This is a genomic window from Thainema salinarum CENA647 (genome assembly GCF_057732415.1).
In genome coordinates this window covers 887,137-908,758 of sequence record NZ_JBYJZJ010000015.1, presented here as the reverse complement: position 1 = coordinate 908,758, position 21,622 = coordinate 887,137, and the positions used below count along the sequence as shown (strand labels likewise).

14 protein-coding genes and 1 pseudogene are annotated in these 21,622 nt (G+C 49.0%); 12 read left to right on the top strand and 3 right to left on the bottom strand.

Annotated elements, in window-relative coordinates:
• Positions 1-58 precede the first annotated feature (58 nt).
• The 3 genes and pseudogenes from AC286M_RS05810 to AC286M_RS05800 all read left to right on the top strand — a co-directional run.
• Complete coding sequence (locus AC286M_RS05810; RefSeq protein WP_488203470.1) at positions 59-1,054, top strand: zinc-dependent alcohol dehydrogenase family protein; 996 nt, start codon at positions 59-61, stop codon at positions 1,052-1,054.
• A gap of 666 nt (positions 1,055-1,720) precedes the next feature.
• A complete protein-coding gene (locus tag AC286M_RS05805; RefSeq protein WP_488203469.1) occupies positions 1,721-2,209 on the top strand; it encodes a PAS domain-containing protein in 489 nt (162 codons plus the stop codon).
• Between the two features lie 841 nt (positions 2,210-3,050).
• Positions 3,051-7,481, top strand: a pseudogene (locus AC286M_RS05800) (PAS domain-containing protein); the annotation flags it as partial.
• 34 nt (positions 7,482-7,515) lie between these two features.
• On the opposite strand, the gene AC286M_RS05795 reads toward AC286M_RS05800, so the two are convergent.
• Positions 7,516-8,886 (bottom strand): IS4 family transposase, encoded by a 1,371-nt coding sequence (locus AC286M_RS05795; RefSeq protein ID WP_488202900.1) that lies wholly within the window; start codon positions 8,884-8,886, stop codon positions 7,516-7,518.
• 271 nt (positions 8,887-9,157) lie between these two features.
• Here AC286M_RS05795 and AC286M_RS05790 point away from each other — a divergent pair, with 271 nt between their 5' ends.
• The 3 genes from AC286M_RS05790 (at position 9,158) to AC286M_RS05780 (ending at position 13,360) form a co-directional block, all read left to right on the top strand.
• Positions 9,158-9,631, top strand: a complete 474-nt coding sequence (locus AC286M_RS05790) for a hypothetical protein (RefSeq protein WP_488202633.1) — start codon at positions 9,158-9,160, stop codon at positions 9,629-9,631.
• Between the two features lie 50 nt (positions 9,632-9,681).
• The gene (locus AC286M_RS05785; RefSeq protein WP_488202632.1) at positions 9,682-10,425 is read left to right on the top strand and encodes a hypothetical protein; all 744 of its coding nucleotides are present in this window, start codon (positions 9,682-9,684) and stop codon (positions 10,423-10,425) included.
• Positions 10,426-10,561: 136 nt separating this feature from the next.
• On the top strand, positions 10,562-13,360 hold the full coding sequence (locus AC286M_RS05780) for a tetratricopeptide repeat protein (RefSeq protein WP_488203468.1): 2,799 nt from the start codon (positions 10,562-10,564) through the stop codon (positions 13,358-13,360).
• Positions 13,361-13,500: 140 nt separating this feature from the next.
• On the opposite strand, the gene AC286M_RS05775 is transcribed toward AC286M_RS05780, so the two are convergent.
• Positions 13,501-13,842 (bottom strand): hypothetical protein, encoded by a 342-nt coding sequence (locus AC286M_RS05775; RefSeq protein WP_488203467.1) that lies wholly within the window; start codon positions 13,840-13,842, stop codon positions 13,501-13,503.
• A 496-nt stretch (positions 13,843-14,338) separates the two neighbouring features.
• On the opposite strand from AC286M_RS05775, the gene AC286M_RS05770 reads away from it, so the two are divergent.
• Positions 14,339-15,271, top strand: a complete 933-nt coding sequence (locus tag AC286M_RS05770) for a cyanophycinase (protein WP_488203466.1) — start codon at positions 14,339-14,341, stop codon at positions 15,269-15,271.
• A gap of 83 nt (positions 15,272-15,354) precedes the next feature.
• Here the strand turns inward: AC286M_RS05770 and AC286M_RS05765 are convergent, their stop codons facing one another.
• Complete coding sequence (locus tag AC286M_RS05765) at positions 15,355-15,882, bottom strand: hypothetical protein (protein ID WP_488203465.1); 528 nt, start codon at positions 15,880-15,882, stop codon at positions 15,355-15,357.
• A gap of 275 nt (positions 15,883-16,157) precedes the next feature.
• Between AC286M_RS05765 and rarD the strand changes: the two genes are divergently transcribed.
• The 5 genes from rarD (at position 16,158) to AC286M_RS05740 (ending at position 21,546) form a co-directional block, all read left to right on the top strand.
• Complete coding sequence (rarD, locus tag AC286M_RS05760; protein WP_488203464.1) at positions 16,158-17,045, top strand: EamA family transporter RarD; 888 nt, start codon at positions 16,158-16,160, stop codon at positions 17,043-17,045.
• A gap of 668 nt (positions 17,046-17,713) precedes the next feature.
• On the top strand, positions 17,714-18,145 hold the full coding sequence (locus AC286M_RS05755) for a hypothetical protein (protein ID WP_488203463.1): 432 nt from the start codon (positions 17,714-17,716) through the stop codon (positions 18,143-18,145).
• Between the two features lie 88 nt (positions 18,146-18,233).
• Positions 18,234-18,872 (top strand): FHA domain-containing protein, encoded by a 639-nt coding sequence (locus tag AC286M_RS05750; protein WP_488203462.1) that lies wholly within the window; start codon positions 18,234-18,236, stop codon positions 18,870-18,872.
• A 14-nt stretch (positions 18,873-18,886) separates the two neighbouring features.
• Entirely contained in the window at positions 18,887-21,121 is a 2,235-nt protein-coding gene (locus AC286M_RS05745) for an FHA domain-containing protein (RefSeq protein WP_488203461.1), read from the top strand.
• On the top strand, positions 21,118-21,546 hold the full coding sequence (locus tag AC286M_RS05740) for a hypothetical protein (protein ID WP_488203460.1): 429 nt from the start codon (positions 21,118-21,120) through the stop codon (positions 21,544-21,546). Before AC286M_RS05745 ends, AC286M_RS05740 begins: the two co-directional genes overlap by 4 nt.
• Positions 21,547-21,622: the final 76 nt, after the last annotated feature.

Sequence of the window (21,622 nt, the reverse complement as noted above, 5' to 3'; positions counted from 1 at the left end):
TTGATCCCCCTCTAGCCGCTATCGTTAAAGAAAGCATTGAACTAACGAGGTACGAACCATGCGTGCCATGATTTTGGATACCGTGGGTCAACCATTGCATTTAGAGGACGTGCCGACTCCAATTCCCAATCCCAAGCAAATTTTGCTGCAGGTAGCAGCCTGCGGCATTTGCCGAACGGATTTACATATTGTGGATGGTGAGTTGACCCAGCCTCAGCTACCGTTGATCTTGGGCCATCAAATTGTTGGAACGGTGGTGGAAGTCGGCAATCAGGTGACGCAGTTTCAACCTGGTCAGCGGGTTGGTGTGCCGTGGCTGGGGCAAACCTGCCAGCACTGTCGCTACTGCCAGCACGATCAGGAAAACCTCTGTGATAATGCTCTGTTCACAGGCTATACGCTCAACGGAGGCTATGCCGAATACACAGTGGCCGATGAGCGCTTCTGCTTTGCGATTCCAGAAGGCTTTCCCGATTTACAGGCTGCACCACTACTTTGTGCGGGACTGATTGGCTATCGAGCCTATCGGATGACGGGTGAGGCAAAACGGATCGGGTTTTATGGTTTTGGAGCAGCAGCGCATATTCTAATTCAGCTGGCTCGATTTCAGGGACGCGAGATTTATGCCTTTACTCGTCCAGGCGATACAGCAGGCCAAGAGTTTGCGCGGCAGCTTGGCGCAGTGTGGGCGGGTGGTTCCGATCAAGCTCCACCAGAGCTATTGGATGCAGCAATTATTTTTGCGCCTGTCGGTTCACTGGTGCCAACGGCACTCAGAGTATTGGTGAAAGGTGGGGTTGTAGTTTGTGCAGGTATCCACATGAGCGAGATTCCGAGCTTTCCCTATGAGATTTTGTGGGGTGAGCGGCAGGTAAGATCGGTAGCAAATCTGACCCGTCGGGATGGCGAAGATTTTTTGCAGCTTGCACCCCAGGTACCAATTCAGACAGAGGTTACACCGTTTACATTGGCACAAGCCAATGAAGCGTTGAATGCGTTGCGGAGTGGCAAAATCAATGGCTCAGCAGTTTTGGTTGTGAATGAAACGAACTAAAACTCAGAATAAACCTGAAGTAAGAATGATTTTCTAGTAAATCTCGCGGGGCGCTCAAATTCCTATCCCCGCCGCAAGCGGACGGGGCATTACGGAATTTGCCCTTCGGGACGCACTCCCGCGCTACCACTAACGTGGCAAGCCACGGGGAATTAGACCCACAGAGATTAAATATTGGTAGTGGTATTCAGACAATGATTTTTGAGGGCTACCGAAATATCCAATTAATAAAAAATCATTGTTTATAGCGCTTCTTGCGCTAGTAAAGGGAGATTGTTTTTTGAAAGCCGCACAAAGCGCGGTTTTCAAAAAACAACTTGTACCTCAGTAGCCGAGGAAAGGCTATAGCATTTTTTAAGTAATTTTCAAGATAACTCTTAATAAGAAGCTGGTGCCGTAGTAAACACTGCTTTAAAACTGATAAATATATAGAAATATTTCTGCGGTCTTATTCTTCACAACTTTCTTACAATAGCTCCAGACAATAGATCAATGTAGCCTTTACATCACAACTAGATATTCCTCCCTTGACTCTCAACTTTTTCCGGGCTGAAGTCATCACTTCTGTTAATACTTTGTCTAGTCAAGAGGACAGGGAGGATTTTTCTCCACAGAAAAATCAATGATACTGACTTGTTTCATAGAGTGTTTTTTAGGAGCAGAAATGTGAAAACCTATGCTGAAAATGCTTTTGCCCAATATCCTCAACGCCTGATTGAGGCTTTAAGGCAACTTCAGATACATGAATCTAGCAAAATATTGGGGCGTGTCTACGTTTATGACTTGATCGATCAACGCACAATTTATTCTAGTTGTTCTGTCGCTGCCATATTGGGATATACCGCAAAGGCGATTCATGTCATGGGGCCTGAGAGGCTAGCCCGGCTGATTCATCCAGAAGAACTAGAAGCTGTATCTGAATACTACCAGCGCTTCGCCAGCCTGAAATATGGTGAGGTTGTGGCTATCAATTACCGGATGAAGCAAGCTGATGGAAGCTGGTGCTGGCTCTATTCTCAGGAAACTCCGTTGGTCACGGCATCTGATGGCTTACCGATTCAAATCTTAGGCGTGACTCAGTTACTGCCTCAACTCCCTCTTGCAGAGCTGGAAGACTTATTTTCTAGATCAGGCTGCCCAGATGACTTGAACTAATTCCTCAAGTTCTTTTAGAAGTTCTTTTAGAGCTTGCTGATTATACTTGCTATAAAAGGCGGAATCCGACAGATGCCGAATTCCGCTTTCTCGTTCCCACATTTTGCACCAAGGTCAGAAGAGGATTTTGCTAACGCATTGATGCAGTTTGTGAAGCCTATTTTGATGCGGCTAGATTATTGACCCAAGGAGGCAAATGATCTAGATCATCTAGAGAATTGGTGAATACTGGCTCAGCTAAAGGACAAGCCTTCCATGTGCCGTGTACTAGAACATCGAGTCGGCTACATTGTCCTCCTCGCCGACCTTTACACTGATAGTAACGGCAGCACTGACAGCATGAGATGTCAAACAGTACTGCATTCATAATGTGAGCCTTGTTTTTGTTAAAAGATGTACTGTTGTATGCTTTTTGAAGAAAGAAAAGGAATGGCAACAATCTTTTACAAGAAATTGTTAGCTTTCTCAATTCTCAAATGACGATTAATTAAACATTTATCTCCGCCTATAATAATTGTAAGCATCTGCTGTAAAGAAGCTGTGAAGAAATATACTTTAATTGGAACTGATCGCTAATGAAAAAGCTTGAATACAGTTGTTGAAGCCTCTGAAGCCACTCAATTTGCGCTTCCTTATCGCTGCCACCTGAATAAACAACCTGAAGAGGTGACTTTGCCACTGTATCTGGTAGCAGAACTCCTTTTTAAGTTTTGGTACAAAAGTTTGAGTCAGGTTTCCTGCTTGAGACTTTAGTATTATTCGGTAGTTGTTAGGTATCAGACGTGAAAAATCTAAGTTACTGTAGGCGTGATCGATGTAGGTGTCTCCTGATGGAGTTCTTATGAAGATCCTGGTTGTAGAAGATGACTCCGCTGTTGCGCAAGCGATACGAGACTTGCTATCGACCTATCACTATGCAGTTGATGTTGCGGTCGATGGTATAGCGGGTTTAGAGCTGGCAGAGTCGTTTGGCTATGACCTGATGCTGTTGGATATCAAGTTGCCTCGATTAGATGGGATTAGCTTGTGTCAGCAGTTGCGTGCAAAAGGTATACAGACGCCCATTCTACTGTTGACTGGGCAGGGGGGAGGAGGGCATGAAAAAGCGATCGCACTTAATGCGGGGGCCGATGACTATATCAATAAACCGTTTGATGCCGAGGAATTGATTGCGCGAATGCAAGCGCTACTGCGGCGAGGGGATTTGGAAACTCAACCGATATTGACGTGGGGATGCCTAGAAGTTGATCCGAGCTGTTGTCACGCCAGGTATGACGCTCAGCTACTGCCTCTCACGCCTCGGGAATACAGCATTCTAGAGCTGTTGTCACGAAATCCCCAAAAGGCTTTGAGTTCCAACAAAATTTTGGATCAGGTGTGGAGTTCGCTGGAATGTCCAGGCGAGGCAACGATCCGGGTTCATATTAAAGAGTTGCGCAAAAAGCTGAAAGCGGCGGGTGCTCCCAGCGATTTTATTAAAACGGTTCCTCGGATGGGATATCAGCTCAATCCAGCGTATGGTCAGGTGCAGGTTGCGGCGAGTAATAAGGCATCAGCCACAACCATTTCCAGCCCAGAGCCAGAGGTGGCCAATAGAGAGCTACAGGCGGCTTGGGAGCAACTGCAGGCGATGCAGTTAGAACTGGATCAAAAAAATCAGGAATTGGAGCTGGCTTATCAGGCACTTGCTCAAAAGCAACAGCAGCTAGAGGATACCCGCCGGGAATTAGGCAGGCGGACAGCGGCAGAGACGATTGGGGAACAGACGAGGGGTGAACAGACGGATGTGGAGGCGAATCATCTGTTGCAGGCGAATCAGCTACTCCTCCAGCAGCAAAACCAGTGGCGAGCACTGTTTGAGAATACCTTAGATGCGATCGCAATTGCCGATGATGACGGTAACTATATCGATGCAAATCCTGCAGCTTGTGAGCTGTTTGGGGTTTCTAAAGACCAACTGCTCCAGTCCAGTGTGGCTGATTTTGCCGATCCTAACGTTGATATCGCTCAAGTGTGGCAGCAGTTTTTGGCCCAGGGGCATGTGCGGGGAGAGTTTCGGCTGTATCGCCCAGATGGGACACAACGGGAAACTGAATTTACAGCGGTAACTAACTTTATTCCGGGGCGGCACCTGTCAGTTTTGCGAGATATTAGCGAACGGGCACGGCTTAGCGCCGATCGTAACCAGGCCGAACTTGCACTACGGGAGCGGGAAGCTTTTCTGGCCAGTATCTATGAGTGGACAGAGCAAGCCATTTTTGTCATTGATGTCACGCCTAGCAACGACTTTCACTATGTGAGTTTCAATCCTACCTCCCAAAAGTATAGTGGAGTCACGCAGAACGATATTCAAGGTAAAACGCCGGAAGCAGTTTTTGGCCTAGAAGCAGGCGCTTTGCTGCGTCAAAATTATGTTCGCTGTTTACAGTCCGGCGAACCGATTACCTATGAAGAGGAGATCGCGTTTAAAGCACAGACAATCTGGACACTGACCACGCTGTCGCCGCTGCGTAATGAGCAGCATGAGATTTATCGGATTGTGGGCACTGCGGTTGATATTAGCGATCGCAAACAAGCCGAACTCGCTTTGCAGGACAGTCGAGACCAGATTCAGCGGCAGCTTGTGGAAATCGAAACGATTTACCAGTCTGCGCCCATTGGTCTCAACTTTCTCGATACCGACCTGCGCTTTGTCCGAATCAATCAGCGACTGGCAGAAATGAATGGCATTTCTGTAGACGAGCATATCGGGCGCACCGTCCGGGAGGTGCTGCCTCATCTAGCGGATCAGGCCGAACAGTTGCTGCGTGCCGTTTTGGAAACGGGTGAACCGCTGTTGAATGTCGAAATCACCGGGGAAACCCCTGCGCAGCCCGGTGTACAGCGCATTTGGCTGGAAAGTTTTTTACCTATCAGAGATGGCGATCGCATTATTGGCATTAATACCGTCTGTGAAGAAATCACAGAACGTAAACGGGCTGAACACGCGCTTCAGCAGCAGATTCAACAAGAATACCTGCTGGCCGATATTGCACAGGAAATTCGCCAATCGTTCAATCTCAACGAAGTTCTATCTCGTACGGTGGAACGGGTGAGAGCGCTGCTCAACACAGATCGAGTCGTCATTTTTCGCTTCCGACCCAGTTGGCAGGGTGATGTGATTATGGAATCGGTTGGAACAGACTGGACACCCATTTTGTCTACTACAATCTACGACCCCTGTTTTGAGGAGCGCTACATCGAACCCTATCGGCAGGGCCATATTTCGGTCATCACTGATATTGACAGTGAGGAACTCGAACCCTGCTATGTTGAACTCCTCAAATCCTTCCAGGTCAAAGCCAACTTAGTAATGCCCATTTTGCAAGGTGAGGCGCTGTGGGGATTGCTGATTGTGCATAGCTGTGCTGCCCCTCGGCAGTGGCAATCCAGCGAAATTTCGTTAATTCAGCGCCTCGCTATTCAGGTGGGTATTGCTATCCGGCAGTCTGAACTCTATGAGCAGATGCGGCAGGAATTGCTCATCCGTCAACAGATGCAGGCGGTGTTGGAAGAGAGCGAAGAACGATTTCGGACGCTTAGCGCTGCTGCACCTGTTGGCATTTTGCAAACGAATGCCGATGGCATTTGCCTCTATGCCAATGCGTGCTGGCAACAAATGTCAGGCTTAAGTTTAGACGATTCTCTAGGTAATGGTTGGGTACAAGCCATTCACCCAGATGACCGACAGTTGGTCGTTCAAGCGTGGGAGCAGCATCTGCAGTATCAAGTGGAATGTCAGTTAGAATTTCGCTTGCTGACTCCTCAACGACAAACGCGCTGGGTGGTTGCCCGCTCGGCCTCTCTGCATTCGGCAACAGGCGAGACCACGGGCAATGTCTGTATCTTTGCCGATATTACGGAACGGAAGCAGGCAGAACAGGCCCTGCGAGATAGCGAGCAGCGGCTCCAGACGATTATTGATAATGCTCCGGCTGCTATCTATTTGCTCGATTTGGAAAATCGATTTCTGTTAGTTAATCGAATGTGTGCAGAAATCAACGCAACTCCTTCAGAAGAGATGTTGGGCAAGAGTATTTACGAGTTTTGGCCCAAGCCCATTGCTGATACCTTTGCCGCTAGCAATAAAACCGTCTTCGAAACCGGGCAACTGCAGCAGGTTGAAGATGTAGTTGCCCATCCGGATGGACAGCAGCATATCTATATTTCTGTCAAGTTTCCATTATGCAATGCAGCAGGAACTCCCTACGCGATTTGCGGTATTTCGACTGACATTACCGAGAAGAAGCGGATGGAGAGCCAGTTTTATCAGGCTCAGCGGTTGGAGAGTTTAGGGCAATTGGCAAGCGGTATTGCCCATGATCTGAATAATGTCTTAACGCCTATATTGGCAATGGCGCAAATTTTGCGATTAACTCAGGCGAGTTTGAATCAACAGGGCCAAGAGCATCTGAAGCTAATTGAAGATAGTGCCCAGCGGGGTGCTGACATGGTGCAACAAATTCTGACGTTTGTGGGTGGCCGGCATGGGAATCCAGTTTCGGTGGATGTGGTTGCCCTTTTGCAGGAGGTGACCCAGATGATTCAGCAAAGTTTTCCCAAGTCGATTACGATTTGTCCTGATTTTTTGACTGATGAGGTGGCTAATTCATCTGAGATCGCAGTTCGGGCTGATCCCACGCATCTGCATCAGGTATTAATGAATCTGTGCATTAATGCTCGGGATGCTATGCCAGATGGGGGAATGCTGACGCTTTCGATTGAGCAAGGGTTTGTAGATAAAGCAATGGCGCGGCTGAATTTGAATGCTAAGGTTGGCAACTATGTAATTATCACTGTGGCTGATACGGGAATTGGGATTCCGGCTGAGATGTGCGATCGCATTTTTGATCCGTTTTTTACAACCAAAGAAATGGGCAAAGGAACTGGCTTGGGATTATCGAATGTGCTGGGCATTGTCAAAAACTACGGCGGTTTTTTGCAGGTCTTCAGTCAAGTTGGACAAGGTACCCAAATCAAGGTTTATTTACCTACAACAGCAGATACTCCATCGGCAGCCACTTCGCTCAAGAAACGCCTGGATGGCAACGGTGAGCAGATACTAATTGTGGATGATGATCATGCGGTACAAAGCAGCATCCAAATTCTGTTAGACAATCATTGCTATAAAACGCGAGTAGCAGATGATGGGCTACAGGCACTTGAGATTTATCGGCAGCATCAGGCTGAAATTAGCTTAGTAATTTTGGATGTGATGATGCCGAATATGGATGGGATTGAGTTGAATGGCACTGACATAAGCTGTATCAAGCTAGCAACCTGGCTTTCAAGACGGAGCGAGGTTCCTGCATTCTTGGGAACGGTTTGGGACGGCGCTTTACAACTCGGGGTTCTGAACGGTTGGGTCGAAACGGAATCACCAACTCTCGCACCACGTTTAACAAGGCCTGGTAGCCTCGCCGTCGTTCGGATGGAGCTAGATGCAGCAACTCAGGCCGGAAGTGATTGAACTGTTGCCGAGCACCTTGTAGAGAGACTCGCAACACCCCGACCTCGCCGTCGGCTGTCGCCTCCCACATCAGGGTGCGAAGCAGATTGTAGGCCAACAGATGCACCCAAATACTTTTGCTCACCATGGTGGGTGTTTTGGCAGCAATCATCTCCATGGCTAAGGTGGTTTTGAGATGCCGGAGATTAACTTCGGCGGCCTGCCAGCGGAGCTGATAGAGTTCGGCAAGTTTAGCTTTGGGATAGCGGTTGGGATCGAGTAGCGTCGTTACCACCACAAAGTTGGTCGGGCGAAACCCAGGAACCTGAATGAAGAGATACACTTCCCGCACCTCAATGGATGCCGCCAGAGCCTCGAACTCCTGCGGCTTGAGGGCTTGAGGGCATTGCTTCGGGCGCTGCCAGCGGACGATGTGATCGCCAATGCCCAGTTTTTTGCCCCGTCTGAAATCGCAGCGGCGCTGATGATGCTTGCGAAAGACAGCATCGGCTCCCATCCGGGCGACCCAGGCCAAATCTACATAGGTGCCATAGGCTGAATCGGCCACCACCACATCCTCGGGGCGCAGTTTCTGATAGAGTTGGCGGGCTAGACGCCATTCACTCACCCGCAACGGAGCCATCGCCACGGCCATAACCGCTCCCGTGGTGACACAAAACCACACTTGGAGTTTGAGAATCGGAAAGCCGCAGCCCTCTTTCTGATTGCTGTGTTGAGGATACTCGGCTTGGTTGGCCTGCGTGTCACTCATCAAGACCGTCGTCGCATCAAAGGCTTTAACCGGACGGCCACACCAGCGTTGCTCTGGGGAGACTTGGCGCTGCAACGCCCTCACCACCCGCTCGAACAGGGGCGGAAATATCGACTCGGGAAGGCGTTTTCGTGCTTTACTATAGCCCCCGGTATCGGCTGAGGGCACCTCCAATCCCGACACGCTCATCCAGGTCACCACTCGCTTGACTGCATGGCTGAGACTGCTGTCGGCATCCAGCACTTGGGAGAGCCAACTCCACAGGACGACCATGGGAGTGTAGAGGACTTGTCGATATCGGATTCCCTGCTCGCTCAGCACAGTTTCAATCTCTGCTTCCGGCAGCATCTCAGCAAAGGGTAGACCGATGCTGCTCTGATAGTTGGCCTTGAGAACGTCCGCACGATTCGGCATCATAGAGGCAAGGTTATGGGCTTCAACGGTTTGATTCTGACAAATCAGGCGCTTGAAGCCTTTTTTGCTCTCTTATGTCAGTGCCATTCGGATTGAGTTGATTAAACAACTAAAGGCACTCAATCCCCAAGTCAAGATCATTGCAGCGAGCGGATTGCCCATTAACCATCAGCCAGCCTTAACCGCAGGTGCAACTGTATTCTTGAATAAGCCTAGTTCCACCCAAGTTTGTGTTGAGTAGAATTGAGGCAGAGAGTTCAGCAGGCCAAAGCCGATGGCTCAGCAACGACGCAAGCGTGGCACAGCAGGCGATAAAACGATTTGTCTGCCCATTGCAGACGACCTTGACTACGAGGTCTTAGTAGAAGACCGGGAAGCCTTTCGCCAGTATCTCAACGAGCAGATCGCATCCCACCCGGAACTGTTTCCCGACGGGATTGAGGCAGGCTATCGCTTTCACGGATGGGTCGAGTCCTCTCGTCAACAGCTCAAGACCCGGCGGATTTTGCTGCCGAGTACCGGAGAGGCTTATCAACTGCGTCCCGATTTGGTGATGCCGTACATGAGCGAGACGGCGGAGATGGCCGACAAAGCGCTCTATTTAAGAAAGCATGGCCTGTCGTATGAGGGGATTGCCTATGTGCTGGGCCGTTCTGAGATGCACTGGTATCGGCTCTGTCAGTCGTTCGGTCGAGCCTCGATTGTGGGCAGTACCCTCAAAAGGGAAACGGCGCTCCCCCCCATCTAGTTGCCGATGAGAAGCATTGTGATTGGCACGGGCAGCGAGTCTATCTGGCAGTGACAGCGGCGCAAGGGTGCGTCCTGGGAGCCAGTCTCAGTGCCAATGCGGGTCAGGATGGATTAACCGCAGCCTATGGGGTATTCCAGCAGGAAGCTGCCCATCATGTTCCCGACTATGCGCCCGAGACGGTGACGACTGATGGTTGGGAGGCCACCCGAGCCGCTTGGGAGGAGCTATTCCCTGGCCTGGTCTGGATTCTGTGCTTCCTGCATGAGGTGATTAAAATTCGCGATGGGTGCCGCTCTAAACCAGTCCTGGGTCAGCAACTAGCCGACAAGCTTTGGCATCTGTATCGGGGCCAGAGCAAACGTCACTTTGCTCAACGGTTGCGTCGGTTGCTGGAGTGGGTGAACACCCACGCGTTGCCCCAGGCCATTGACGCTCGCTTGCGACGCCTCAACGACAAATCTCACGTCTTCCAACGCGCCTTTGACTTCCCTGACGCCTATCGCACCAGCAATCAGGTTGACCGTCCGATGAACTATCTTGACCGCATCTTGTATGCCATGCAAGATTTTCATGGATTCTGGGACTCGGCGGAACAGTCGGTGCGCTCGATGGCCTTACTCTGGAACTTCCATCCCTTTTGTCGCAAGACTCGCAAAGCAATGGGCGGGTGCTTATGCCCCTTTGAGCAACTCAACGGCTTCCGCTATCACGACAACTGGGTTCGCAATTGGCTGATTGCCTCATCGTTGAATGGCAGAAGACCATTGCTCAGGAACGCTGACACAAAATAAGTTGGAACTAGGAATAAGCCTTATCCACTCGATACGCTCTTGCAGCATGTTGCTGATTTGGTAGAATTTGATGCTCCTTCTCAAACTGTTGATTAAGATAGAATTTGGCCGACACTCTTAGTATCATGCACATGAGATGGGCGATCTTCTACAGGTAATTTGGGATGTACTTCAACCTGCATGGGAGTGGGCTAAACAGTATCAGGATTTAGCTGTCTTTTTCCTGGGTGGTGGAATTGGTATTCTGGGTTGGCTTAGTCAAGGTTTTTTGAAACAGTTGCGTCGAGGAGCCGACAAAAAGCTACTCGTTCCTGATTCTGAACCGTTCCAGGTGATTCCGCCTCATACGGCAACTGTACTGCAAGAGTTAATGCCTTCACCCCAATTAGAAACAGACCCATTGGCTGACTTTAATATTCCTTATCAGCAACGTCAGGAAGGCATTAATGTACGGAGAGAACTTGAAGATCGTCTAAATGAGACTGGTTGCTTACTCATTGTAGGTCGGACAGGATTGGGCAAAACCCGTGAGGCTGCGGAATTAGCCAAAGTTCTAAATAACGAAGGTTGGACAATCTTAAAGCTGGCGCGACCAGAGGTTTTAGGTACTAGCCTGCCGAAGGAATATTTAGGCAATAAACGTAAGCTATTGCTGTTTTTGGATGATCTAAATCAAGCTATGTATCGGGGACGAATGACAGAACCCCAAGATGGAGACTATGAGCTAGCTCCAATTCTCAAAATGTCTTTGCAAGAACGTTTGCAGCGCGTGCTTGAGTTTTTAGAGGCAGAATGTCGTCCCTCAGAAATTCGCGTGATTGCCACAGCACGTAATGAATTGGCATCGGAGAATCCAGAGCAGCCTAGTGAGTGGGAAAAACTAGGCGTTAAGCAACATCGTGATTTCTGGAACCGTTTTATAGTGTACAAATTGCCTGATCCAGAAGATGCTGCAATTTGTAATACGCTAGTCGAAACGGTTGCTTATGCCCGAATCAAAGCTGAAGCTGACAACTTTGCTCAAATCGCTGCGCAGAGTGATCATACATTTCGAAATATTGTAGAAAATTTGGTACGTATTCGCAACCGCAACCTGCAATTAAATATCGATACATTTCTACCGACACTACGCGGGACTTGGGAAGCTCGTTATCAAGCGGTCTGTAAACAGTTTCCGTCTGCTTATTACCTCTATGATGCAATAGATTTACTGCAACAAATTAATGCTCCGCTGTTTCCCCAACTTGTGCTAGCTATTGCACGAATGCTGATGGCAAAAGCCGGTTGGCAAACACTTTGGCATCGTTGGCGATTATCCCATACCTTGTTCAAGTTGCAACAGCTTGAGTTTGTTCTTCAACCGCGTGATGGTCAAATTGAAGCCAAAGGATATCGATTAAATCTAGCTGACTATGTGCTTGAGTTAATACCTATTTTCGAAGCTCAGACCAAACAGGGCTATGATTTATTCTCTATTGCGTGGCTAAGCTTAGGTGGTGCATTGGATAAATTTGACCATGATGTAGAAGCTCTTGCAGCCTATGATGCAGCACTCGCCATTGAACCCAATCTTGATGTCGCTCTTTTTCGTAAAAGTTTTGTCCTACAGCAACTAGAACGACATGAAGATGCTATTGCAACTTATGATTTAGCTTTAGAGATCAATCCAAATGACGATTTGGTGCTTTGCATGAAGGGAATCGCACTGAAAGAGCTAGAACGATATGACGAAGCCCTTGAGACCTATAGTTTAGCGCAAGTTGTTGAACCCAAAAGTCTTCGGGCGCTTTATGGCAAAGCGATGATATATTCCGAACTTAAACAATATGAGGAAGCTATCGCGGCTTATGATGCAGTGTTAGCCATTGACCCAAATGATTCTGGCGCGTTTCAAAGTAAAGGTATGGCACTCAGTGATCTTGAGCGACATGAAGAAGCTATCGAAGCGTATGATGCATCGCTAAAAGTTAATCCAAATGATCCGCTAACGCTTTTTTTCAAAGGCGCTTCGCTCAGTGAGTTAGAGTCCTATGAGGAAGCTATTGCAGCTTATGATGCATCTTTGATTCTCAATCGAGTTGCACCATTGGCTCTTAATCCAGACAATTCTCTAATTTTTCAAAAGAAAGGTGATGCACTCAGATATCTAGAAAGTTACGAAGAAGCTCTGGCAGTTTACGATGCTGCATTAGAAACTAACCCAAATGACCTGCAACTCCTCAAAAACAAAGGGTTTGCACTAAATGACTTGGGGAGATACGAAGAGGTCATTGCTGTTTGTGATCTAGTGCTGGCTATTCAGCCAGATGACTATGAAACACTTTTCTTCAAAGGTACTGCTTTAGGATTCTTGGAAAGGTATGAAGAAGCAGTCGCAGCATTTGATGCGGCTTTGGACATAAAGCCAACCTCCCAGCAAGCTTTCTCTTGCAAAGGTGTTGTACTCAATGATTTAGGAAAATATGAGGAAGCTATTGCAGCCTATGATGCAGCATTAGCAGTTGAACCTGGCAATTGCCAAACGCTATGTAACAAGGGTTTCTCGCTGATCTTCTTACAGCTCTACGAAGATGCAATAATCACTTTTGATACAGCAGTAGTAGTTAATCCCCATTTATCTGAGGCAGTCTATGGCAAAGGTGTTGCACTTAGCAAAATAGAACAATATGACGAAGCGATTAGTTGTTTCAATCGAGCTATATGTATTAATCCTAATGATGCAAGCCTATATTTTCATTTAGCTTGGTGCCATGTTGTAAGAAACGACGCAGATCAAGCTTTGTGTAACTTAGAGATTTTATTCAATCTTGACCCAGAAACAGCACGCGAAGTAGTTACAGCCTCACAAGTTTTTGAGAGTTTGCGTGAACATTCTCAATTCCAAAAGTTAATTGCGTCACCGGAAAGTAAGTCCGATCAGGTAAATCCTGAATAAACTAGAAAGTCGCGATCGCACCTGCCAATCCAAATGTAGGGGAAAAGTGCGATCTCACATAAAAAGAGCCAATCCGATTGGATTGACTCATCTCAGGAATCGCTTGCGATCGCACGTTGCCTAAAGCCTACTAAACCAAACTAGTCTTTTTGAGACTGCCGATAGGTTTTGAGATTCTTTTCGTATTCCTTCTCAACGCCGCGAGGATTTGCCACCTCTTCCGCCATTTCGTCATAGGACTCTCGCTCATAGTCCGCAGCTTGAGACTTATCACGAGCCTGTCCAAGCTGTTGGTTCTGCCCCTCGTCTGATACCACACCTTGCTTGTCTACCGACTGATTAACAGGTGTCCGTGAGGTGCCATAGAAATCCGTATCAGCAGCTAAAGCGGGTGCAGCCAAACTGCCGAGCGCACCCACCAGCATCAGCACAAGCGCGACGCGGCTTACCATTTGCTTCAGGATTGAAAACACATACTGCATAAAAACCTCCCGGTGATCAGGTCAGACAAAGTTGCTGTACATAGACATCGCTCTAGACATCACACAGAGTCCAAAGCTGACTCGCATCTTATGAGGAAGCAGGATTTTTTTCCTTCTACCCCGAGATATATTCAGCTCACCTGCAAGACAGAGACAGGAGGCGAATGCGATCGCACTTGCACCCTGTTTTTTGGGCGGTTAACCTGTAGCGGCACGGCAGAAACGGTAACAGGTAATACATTCTGTCTGCGGACAGAGACAGTTTTACAACGCCTAAGCGTATGCTGTGAAAATACGAATGTTTGCTCTTGCACCTTACAACCAAAACCCAAGCGGGTATTTTGCCAATGCGTTGCGGCGACAAAATACCCTTCCTGCCTTTTCGGGCAAGTTTTGAGACTAGTGCAAGGTACGAGATGACTAAGTTTGAATCAGCAGCCAGTTTGCTGATTTTTACTTTACTTATTTTTCTTTCTTCAAGGGCTTTGGAGGCTCTATGGCTACAACTCGTCAACAGGGACAGCTCGTGATCATTGGTGGAGCTGAGGATCGAGATGGCGAATGTCAAGTTTTACGCGAATTTCTCCGCTGTGCTGGCGGACTGGATGCCAAGATTGTAGTCATGACCGTGGCAACAGAACTGACGCGCGAAGTCGGTGATGACTATATTCGTACCTTTGAACGCTTAGGCGTAGAAGAGATTCAAATTATCGATACCGTCTACCGGGAAGATGCCGACGCGCCCCGCGCTCTGGAAGCCATTCGGCAAGCAACCGGAGTGTTTTTTACAGGCGGCGACCAATCGCGAATTACTGAAATTCTCAAAGACACGGAGATTGACCGACTGCTCCACGAACGCCATGCAGAAGGCTTGGTGATTGGTGGCACTAGTGCAGGTGCTGCAATGATGCCGGACATGATGATTGTGGAAGGCGATTCTGAAACCAATCCAAGAGTCGAAATTGTGATGATGGGGCCAGGCATGGGCTTCTTGCCCGGAGTAGCCATTGATCAGCACTTTGCCCAGCGAGGCCGCATCGGTCGGCTAATGGCCGCAATGGCGCAGCAGTCGATTTCACTGGGTTTAGGTATTGATGAAAATACGGCAGTGGTGGTGGACGGTGATCGGCTGAGAGTCGTGGGTGAAGGGGCTGTAACGGTGGTCGATATGGCAGAACTCAGCTATAGCAACCTCTCAGAAATCCTGCGCGACGAAGATTTGGCGCTGTGCAATGTGAAAGTCCACATTTTGCCCAATGATTATGAGTATGACTTAGCATCTCACTCCCCAATCATTGATGGACAAGTTCTCAATTCAACCCAAACATCAAGCCAAACAAGTGCAGCAACCGAAGCAATACCAGCAGAGGCAAACACAGCAGAGGCTGAACCCGCGATCGCAACTGCGTCAGTTGGTTCTACAACGTAGTGGTAGAGTGCGGAGGACTGAGTGCAGGAAGGAACACACCTTACTCCTCACTCCTCTTGCCTCACGTTTCCAAATCCTGAAAACTATTGCGAAATTAACTGCGATCGCAGTTGCGTCTTGCGCTTATTAAACGAGTGGGACTGAGATTTCAGTCCCATTTTTAATAGCGTGCTGATGAAGGCTTGCTGGTCAAACGGCAGAATATCAAGCAGATCAAGCGCACAGCGCAGATTTGCCGCCGCGTTGCTAATCAACGCATCCTGGCAAATGCGAGGCAGCAAGTCTGCCGCGCCCTGAGCAATAGCCCACTGTCGCTCGGTTGCCAGAATGCGAGGCTGTGCACCGTTGACCAGCAGCACATTTACCTCAGGGCAGTATGCTTGGCACCAGCGGCAGATGTGAAACGGCTGGAGATGGCGGAGACGGGTATCAATAATCAGCAAGTCGGGGACACTGTTCTGCTCGTGCAGCGTTTTGAGCGTACGCGGCAGTGAGACATCTGGTGATTCCCAGATGACCGAAAGGGATTGCGATCTCAAAATTGTGGACCAAATTTTACCTTGTAGTCCATGAGGAAAGACAATGACAACAAATTTTCCCTGCGATTCCATGCAGTAGCACCCACGCAAACTTTATCATCACAGCACCCGATGATCTACTGATGTAAATGTCCACCTTAACATCCCCAAATGGTGCAGTTAGCTAGAGCATGCCCACCTACGGGCTTGAACTAGCTAGATCGGTGGAGTCTTCATATTGTCCTTATTAACTTTGTGTATTGCAGAAAACTTTCCACATATTTTCAACTACACAGACTTGAGTCACACGCCCTGTCTGGGAGATTACTAGTAGATTGGTATCAGTAGGAATATACGGTAATTTTCTTTTGTCTCCATCTAAAGCTAACTCTCTGACTGGAATTCTATATGCTGTCCTGGCTTATACGGCTTGGGGCCTCTTACCTATTTACTGGAAGCTGTTTGGCCAAGTGCCTGCGGTTGAAGTGCTTTGTCACCGCATCATTTGGTCGGTTGCTTTTCTGGGCGTGGTGCTACTCATCCAGCAACGTAAAGCAGAGCTAGTGGAGCTTTGGCAATCTCCGCAGCGAATTGGAGGACTCCTACTAACTGCTTGTTTACTAGCGCTGAACTGGGGTTTATATATCTACGGTGTAAATAGCGATCGCGTTGTCGAAACCAGCTTGGGCTATTTCATCAATCCCCTCGTCAGCGTCCTACTAGGCTTTATTTTCCTCAAGGAGCGTCTCCATCGCGGACAGCAGATTGCGGTAGTACTGGCGACGGTTGGGGTAGCGTTTTTCATTTGGCAGTTCAACGCCGTACCGTGGATTGCGCTGGGACTCGCATTCACGTTTGCGTTTTATGGCCTTCTGCGTAAACTTGTACCCGTTGCTCCACTGGTTGGTCTAGCGGTCGAAACTCTGCTGATTACTCCTATTGCGCTCCTATTTGTTTCATACTGGGCCATAACAGGCGTGGGGCATTTTGGCCTGTCGCTGCCGTTGACGCTGCTGTTTATCGGTGCAGGTATTACCACCTCGTTTCCGCTCCTGTGGTTCAACAATGCCGCCAAGCGGTTACAGCTATCAACCCTCGGCTTTCTGCAATATTTTGCGCCATCGCTTCAGCTACTTCTAGGCGTGTTTTTATACAACGAACCGTTTACTCAAACTCACCTGATTACATTTGGTCTGATTTGGTGTGCATTATTAATCTACACCAGCACATCTCTCAAATTCAAATCTACCTATTGATAAAATTGCACTACATCGAAAGATGTTTAATGCAGTAATTCAGTGCGCATTTTGAATCAAAATTCTCGTTTTAAGTTCTTAATTTACAATGTACAAAATATGAGTAGATTCACAATCTGTTATCGCGTAGTTTTGAGACTAGAGAGATAATGAATACAAAGGCTATAGAGCTTGAAATAGTATGATAATTAAATCTCTGGGAAGGAAGATATCTTCCGGAACTGGCTCTATGGCTAATCCGTGGATTACCAAGGGGGAAATCATGTCCAGAGATACTGTTTTGGAATGTCCCGAATGTGGCAAGCCAGGATTTGTACGTATTCATAACGACAGCGAGATCTTCGAATGCGTTTACTGCAAGTACAGGGTTGATCTTACAGAATCAACAACTCTAGGCCCCATCGGTTGGCTTACTGCACTTTTGGCTGCTATTGTCGTGGTGTCTCTACTGATATAAGCTGTGATACCAACTTTTTATGAGGTTGCCTTAACAAGGTGGTTAGAAGTCCTTGTTTGATAAGGATTTATTTTGTTCATCTTCAATCTAGATTAGTATTACATCTACCTAATTACCTTCAATACATTTCATCGACAACATGTTAACGTTTAGTTGCTTTGCTTGGAAAACGCTTTGTCTCGTTGGTATTCTCTCCCTTTTCATTCCATCAGTGGCTCAGGCCAACGAAACTCAAACTGGCAATCAGGTAGATGTACCAATTCGCCTCGTCTCGGTTAGTAAGAATGGTACGCAGTTACAGCTATGGATTGAGGGCAGTCGCATCGACGGGTGTGATCTGCCGCTTGAACTGATTGAGCAACCGCCAACCAGTGAAGAAAATCTAAGCGCAGAGAATCTAGCGGAAAATACCACCGAAATTCGCATTCGCGCCTTTCATACCCTGCCAGCACATTCAGACTGTGTTGGAGAATATCAACCATTTACCGTCCCGTTCATGGTGAAACAGCCGATTGAAACAGGCCAGGTTTACCAAATCTGGGTGAACGACTACTATTTTACACTTGAAGACCAGACATCTGACGAGATTGAGCAGCCAACGGACTTGTTTAGACTTGATCTCCAGGATCTCCAACCCTTGTAAAGCAAGGAGAAGAATTTTGGCCCTCGTCCGGGAATACTCAGAATAAGCGTGAATTTTTGAGTATGTGACGAAACGGCTGCCCTGCACCATGTATGAACTGACCCTGACCCAAATCAACGTCCAAGGACTATCGGCTGAAACCTACCGCTGCAACCTACACCAGATTACTGATGTGATTCGCATTGGCCGCGATCCGCAGTATTGCAATCTTGTGCTGTCGGAGCCAACGGTATCGAGAACCCACGTTGAGATTTTCTTCAAACCAAACTGGCAGCGGTTCTATATCCGCAATCTTCAGCCTAAAAATCCCCCGTTGGTCAATGGCGGTCTGCTGATCGAAGGCGAGGCAGCCCTAAACCTAGATAGCGTGATTCAGCTCGGGCAGCTAGAGCTAAAGCTGACCCACATTCAACTGATTGGATCGGCTGGATCAGTCCATCAATCAGGTCAACCGATGCGTCAACAACCAAACGGGTTTGAGCCAACAGGGCTACCTCCTTCACAGTTTTTGAGCATTGGTCGGGAAGCAAAAGTAGAAGATGCGATTCTCTTCGAGGCGGCAAAGTCGAACGCACCTTCTCCTTCCTCTTCATCATCTAGCTACGGCTTAGAATGTCCCAAATGCCAGAGCGTTCATCCGCTGGGGTTAAGAAATTCTGCATGTCCTAGCTGCGGGCATTTTTTAGCGGATGCGGAGAGTATTCTAGTTATGGCAAGTTCTCGGTAGGTCGTTGATGCTCTATGAATGAGCATGAGTTTTCAATTCAGCCGAATATTCAATTCAGTTGGTACGACCCCGTTACCCGTCAGCCTCACATGCCCACGCTGCGCCCACCTGTCGCTTTTGGTCGCGTTTTTCAAGCCATGCCGTCGGAGATTCAGGGGCAATCCGTTTCGCGCATGGTGCTCACTGATGAGCAGGTATCCCGCTACCATGCCCTAATTACCTGGGCACAAGGTAGCTGGCTGATCACCGATCAGAATAGCGTCAATGGTCTCTGGGTCAACGGCGAGCGATGTCCCCAAGCTCAGTTAACGACTGGCAGCACCGTCCAAATTGGCCATCATCAAATCCAAATTGTATCTCTCTACCCAACTCCACTCCCCCAGTCCACGCCTGACCAATCGCCAACCCAACCGCCGCCACCAGTTCCCGATACACCCACCGTCGAACCTCCCAACTATGCCGCCGATCTAGCCAACCACGCCACCCCAGAACAAGCCACCTACCTACCCGAAACTCACTCCTTACCCCTCACTCCTCACTCCTCTCGCCTCACTCCTTACTCTTCACCTACCCTCCCACCCCCTACTTCTCACTCCTCACCCCCCGCGCCTCGCGATACCGTTATTCCTTTCGATCCCACCACTGGCCTACCCCAAATCGGTAGCCGATCCTCCACAGGCAGCGGCTTCCCGCCGGATCGCTTTCTCCATGCAGAACATGTTTCACTAGCAGATTTGCAGCAAACGGGCTGGTTTGATCCTGCTACCGATCAAGCCACCTATGCCGCACTGGGAGCCGGATTGGGCAGCTATATCTGGATAGATTATCTACGCATTTTTGGCGTTCCGGCAGCCGACATTGTCGCCATTGGCACCCAGCAACAGCCCTACGGCAAGTACAAACAGCTCTGCCTCAACTCCCAAATCCCGCTGCATGAGCGACTACGCTCTAACTCAGACTCTTGCCCCGATAATGTTTGGGGCTGGCCTAGCTATGCGCTGCGAGAAGCGTGGCATGAGGGATGCAAAGGTCGATTAGATCGAGCGCTGCGCTATCTGTGGCAGGTGTTCGCAGAGCCGACGCTGGCGGAAACTTACACGCCTCGCTCAGGGAACGTGTTCGCCTCCATCGACCGAGAAGCTACTCGAATTGGCTGGCCTGAAATCTATCGCTACGGCAGCATTCGCGCCATTCGCAAAACGGACGATGGCCGATTTGCGATCGCATATTCTCAAGGTCGGGGTCACTATCGGTTCTTGGTTGCAAAATATGTACATCTAGCCACAGGCTATCCGGCGATTCGCTTTTTGCCGCATCTGCAGGATTATCGCGATCGCACTCAGGATTTGCGGTCAGTGGTCAATGCCTATGAAGCTCATGACCATGTTTACGAGCAGTTAGCTACCCAGGGTGGAATAGTCCTGCTCCAAGGTCGGGGCATTGTTGCCTCACGGATTTTGCAGCGAATTGACGAAGTGCGGCGCACCAGTGGTCAGCCAGTAGAAGTGTTGCACCTGATGCGATCGCAGATCAGTCCGAAAGATGGCCATCGCTACGGCAGAGCACGGCGGCGAGTTAAGCATCACTGGGAGTTTCAGCCGTTTAATTGGCCAAAAGCCTGCTGGGGCGGGGATTTGCGCGATACGCTGGAGCAGGCGGACTATAAACTGCGATCGCAACTGCTGCGAACCTGGGGCGGCACCACCACAGCCGATCGGCGTGACTGGCAGCGGATTGTGCGGCAGGGATTGCGGAACAAGTGGTACCACATTCGGTTTGGTACCGTTGAGCAGGTATTACAAGACAATCAACGGTTACAGGTAACATACAGTGAGCAAGAAGCAGGCGTTCCAAAAGGTGTAGCGATTTGTACGGCTGACTTTATTATTGACGCCACTGGCCTCGATGCTGCCGTCACCGAAAGCCCGCTGCTGGAGGACTTGGTGCAGCACTATCAGTTGCCGCTGCTGGATAATGGCCGATTTGTCGTTTCTAATGAGTTCGAACTGGTTAATATGCGCTCAACGCCCGATGCCGCCAGCAGTCCCTCAGCCGGACGGATGTATGCGGCAGGCGTGATCACGCTAGGTGGCCCCTATGCAGCCGTAGATAGCTTTCTGGGACTCCAGTATGCAGCTCTGCGTTCAGTCGATGACTTAGTTGCGATCGCAGCTCCGGGACTGCGGCGACTGAATGGCTGGCGTTCATTTACCCAATGGCTCAAGTGGGCGGGGAATCAGGCACCATGACACCAACCTTACTCGGACGCTGGCAAACCCGCTTATTGCTATTAGCTACCGTTGGGAGCTTAGTGACTCTACCCTTTGCCCTGGGCTGGCTTGGGCCACAGTCTAGTCAGATTTATGTTTGGATTTTGATTTACGTCGCGTTGTTTGGTTTGGCTTGGGACGGGCTCTACACGCTCTTGCAAAAGCTGCGCTGGGATCACGACTGGCCCGGTATTTATCAGTTCATTGCTGGAGTTGCCGAGGCGGCGCTAATTGTTATCCTCATTCGCAGCGTTGGTCTACCGGGTGTGGCAACGAATGGGTTCAATTTGCAGTGGTTTGCCATTCACTATGGCTGCGTGTGGCTAGGGGTATATTGTGCATCCCAGGCGGCAATGCGGATTTGGTTTCCCCGGTGGCGGTTCCGAGGTGGTCGCTGGCTATAGGTTGTTTACCCTGAGACAGACCGATGAAAAAGGTTGCGGTGTTTGGCAATGCGGGGGGCGGTAAATCTACTCTCAG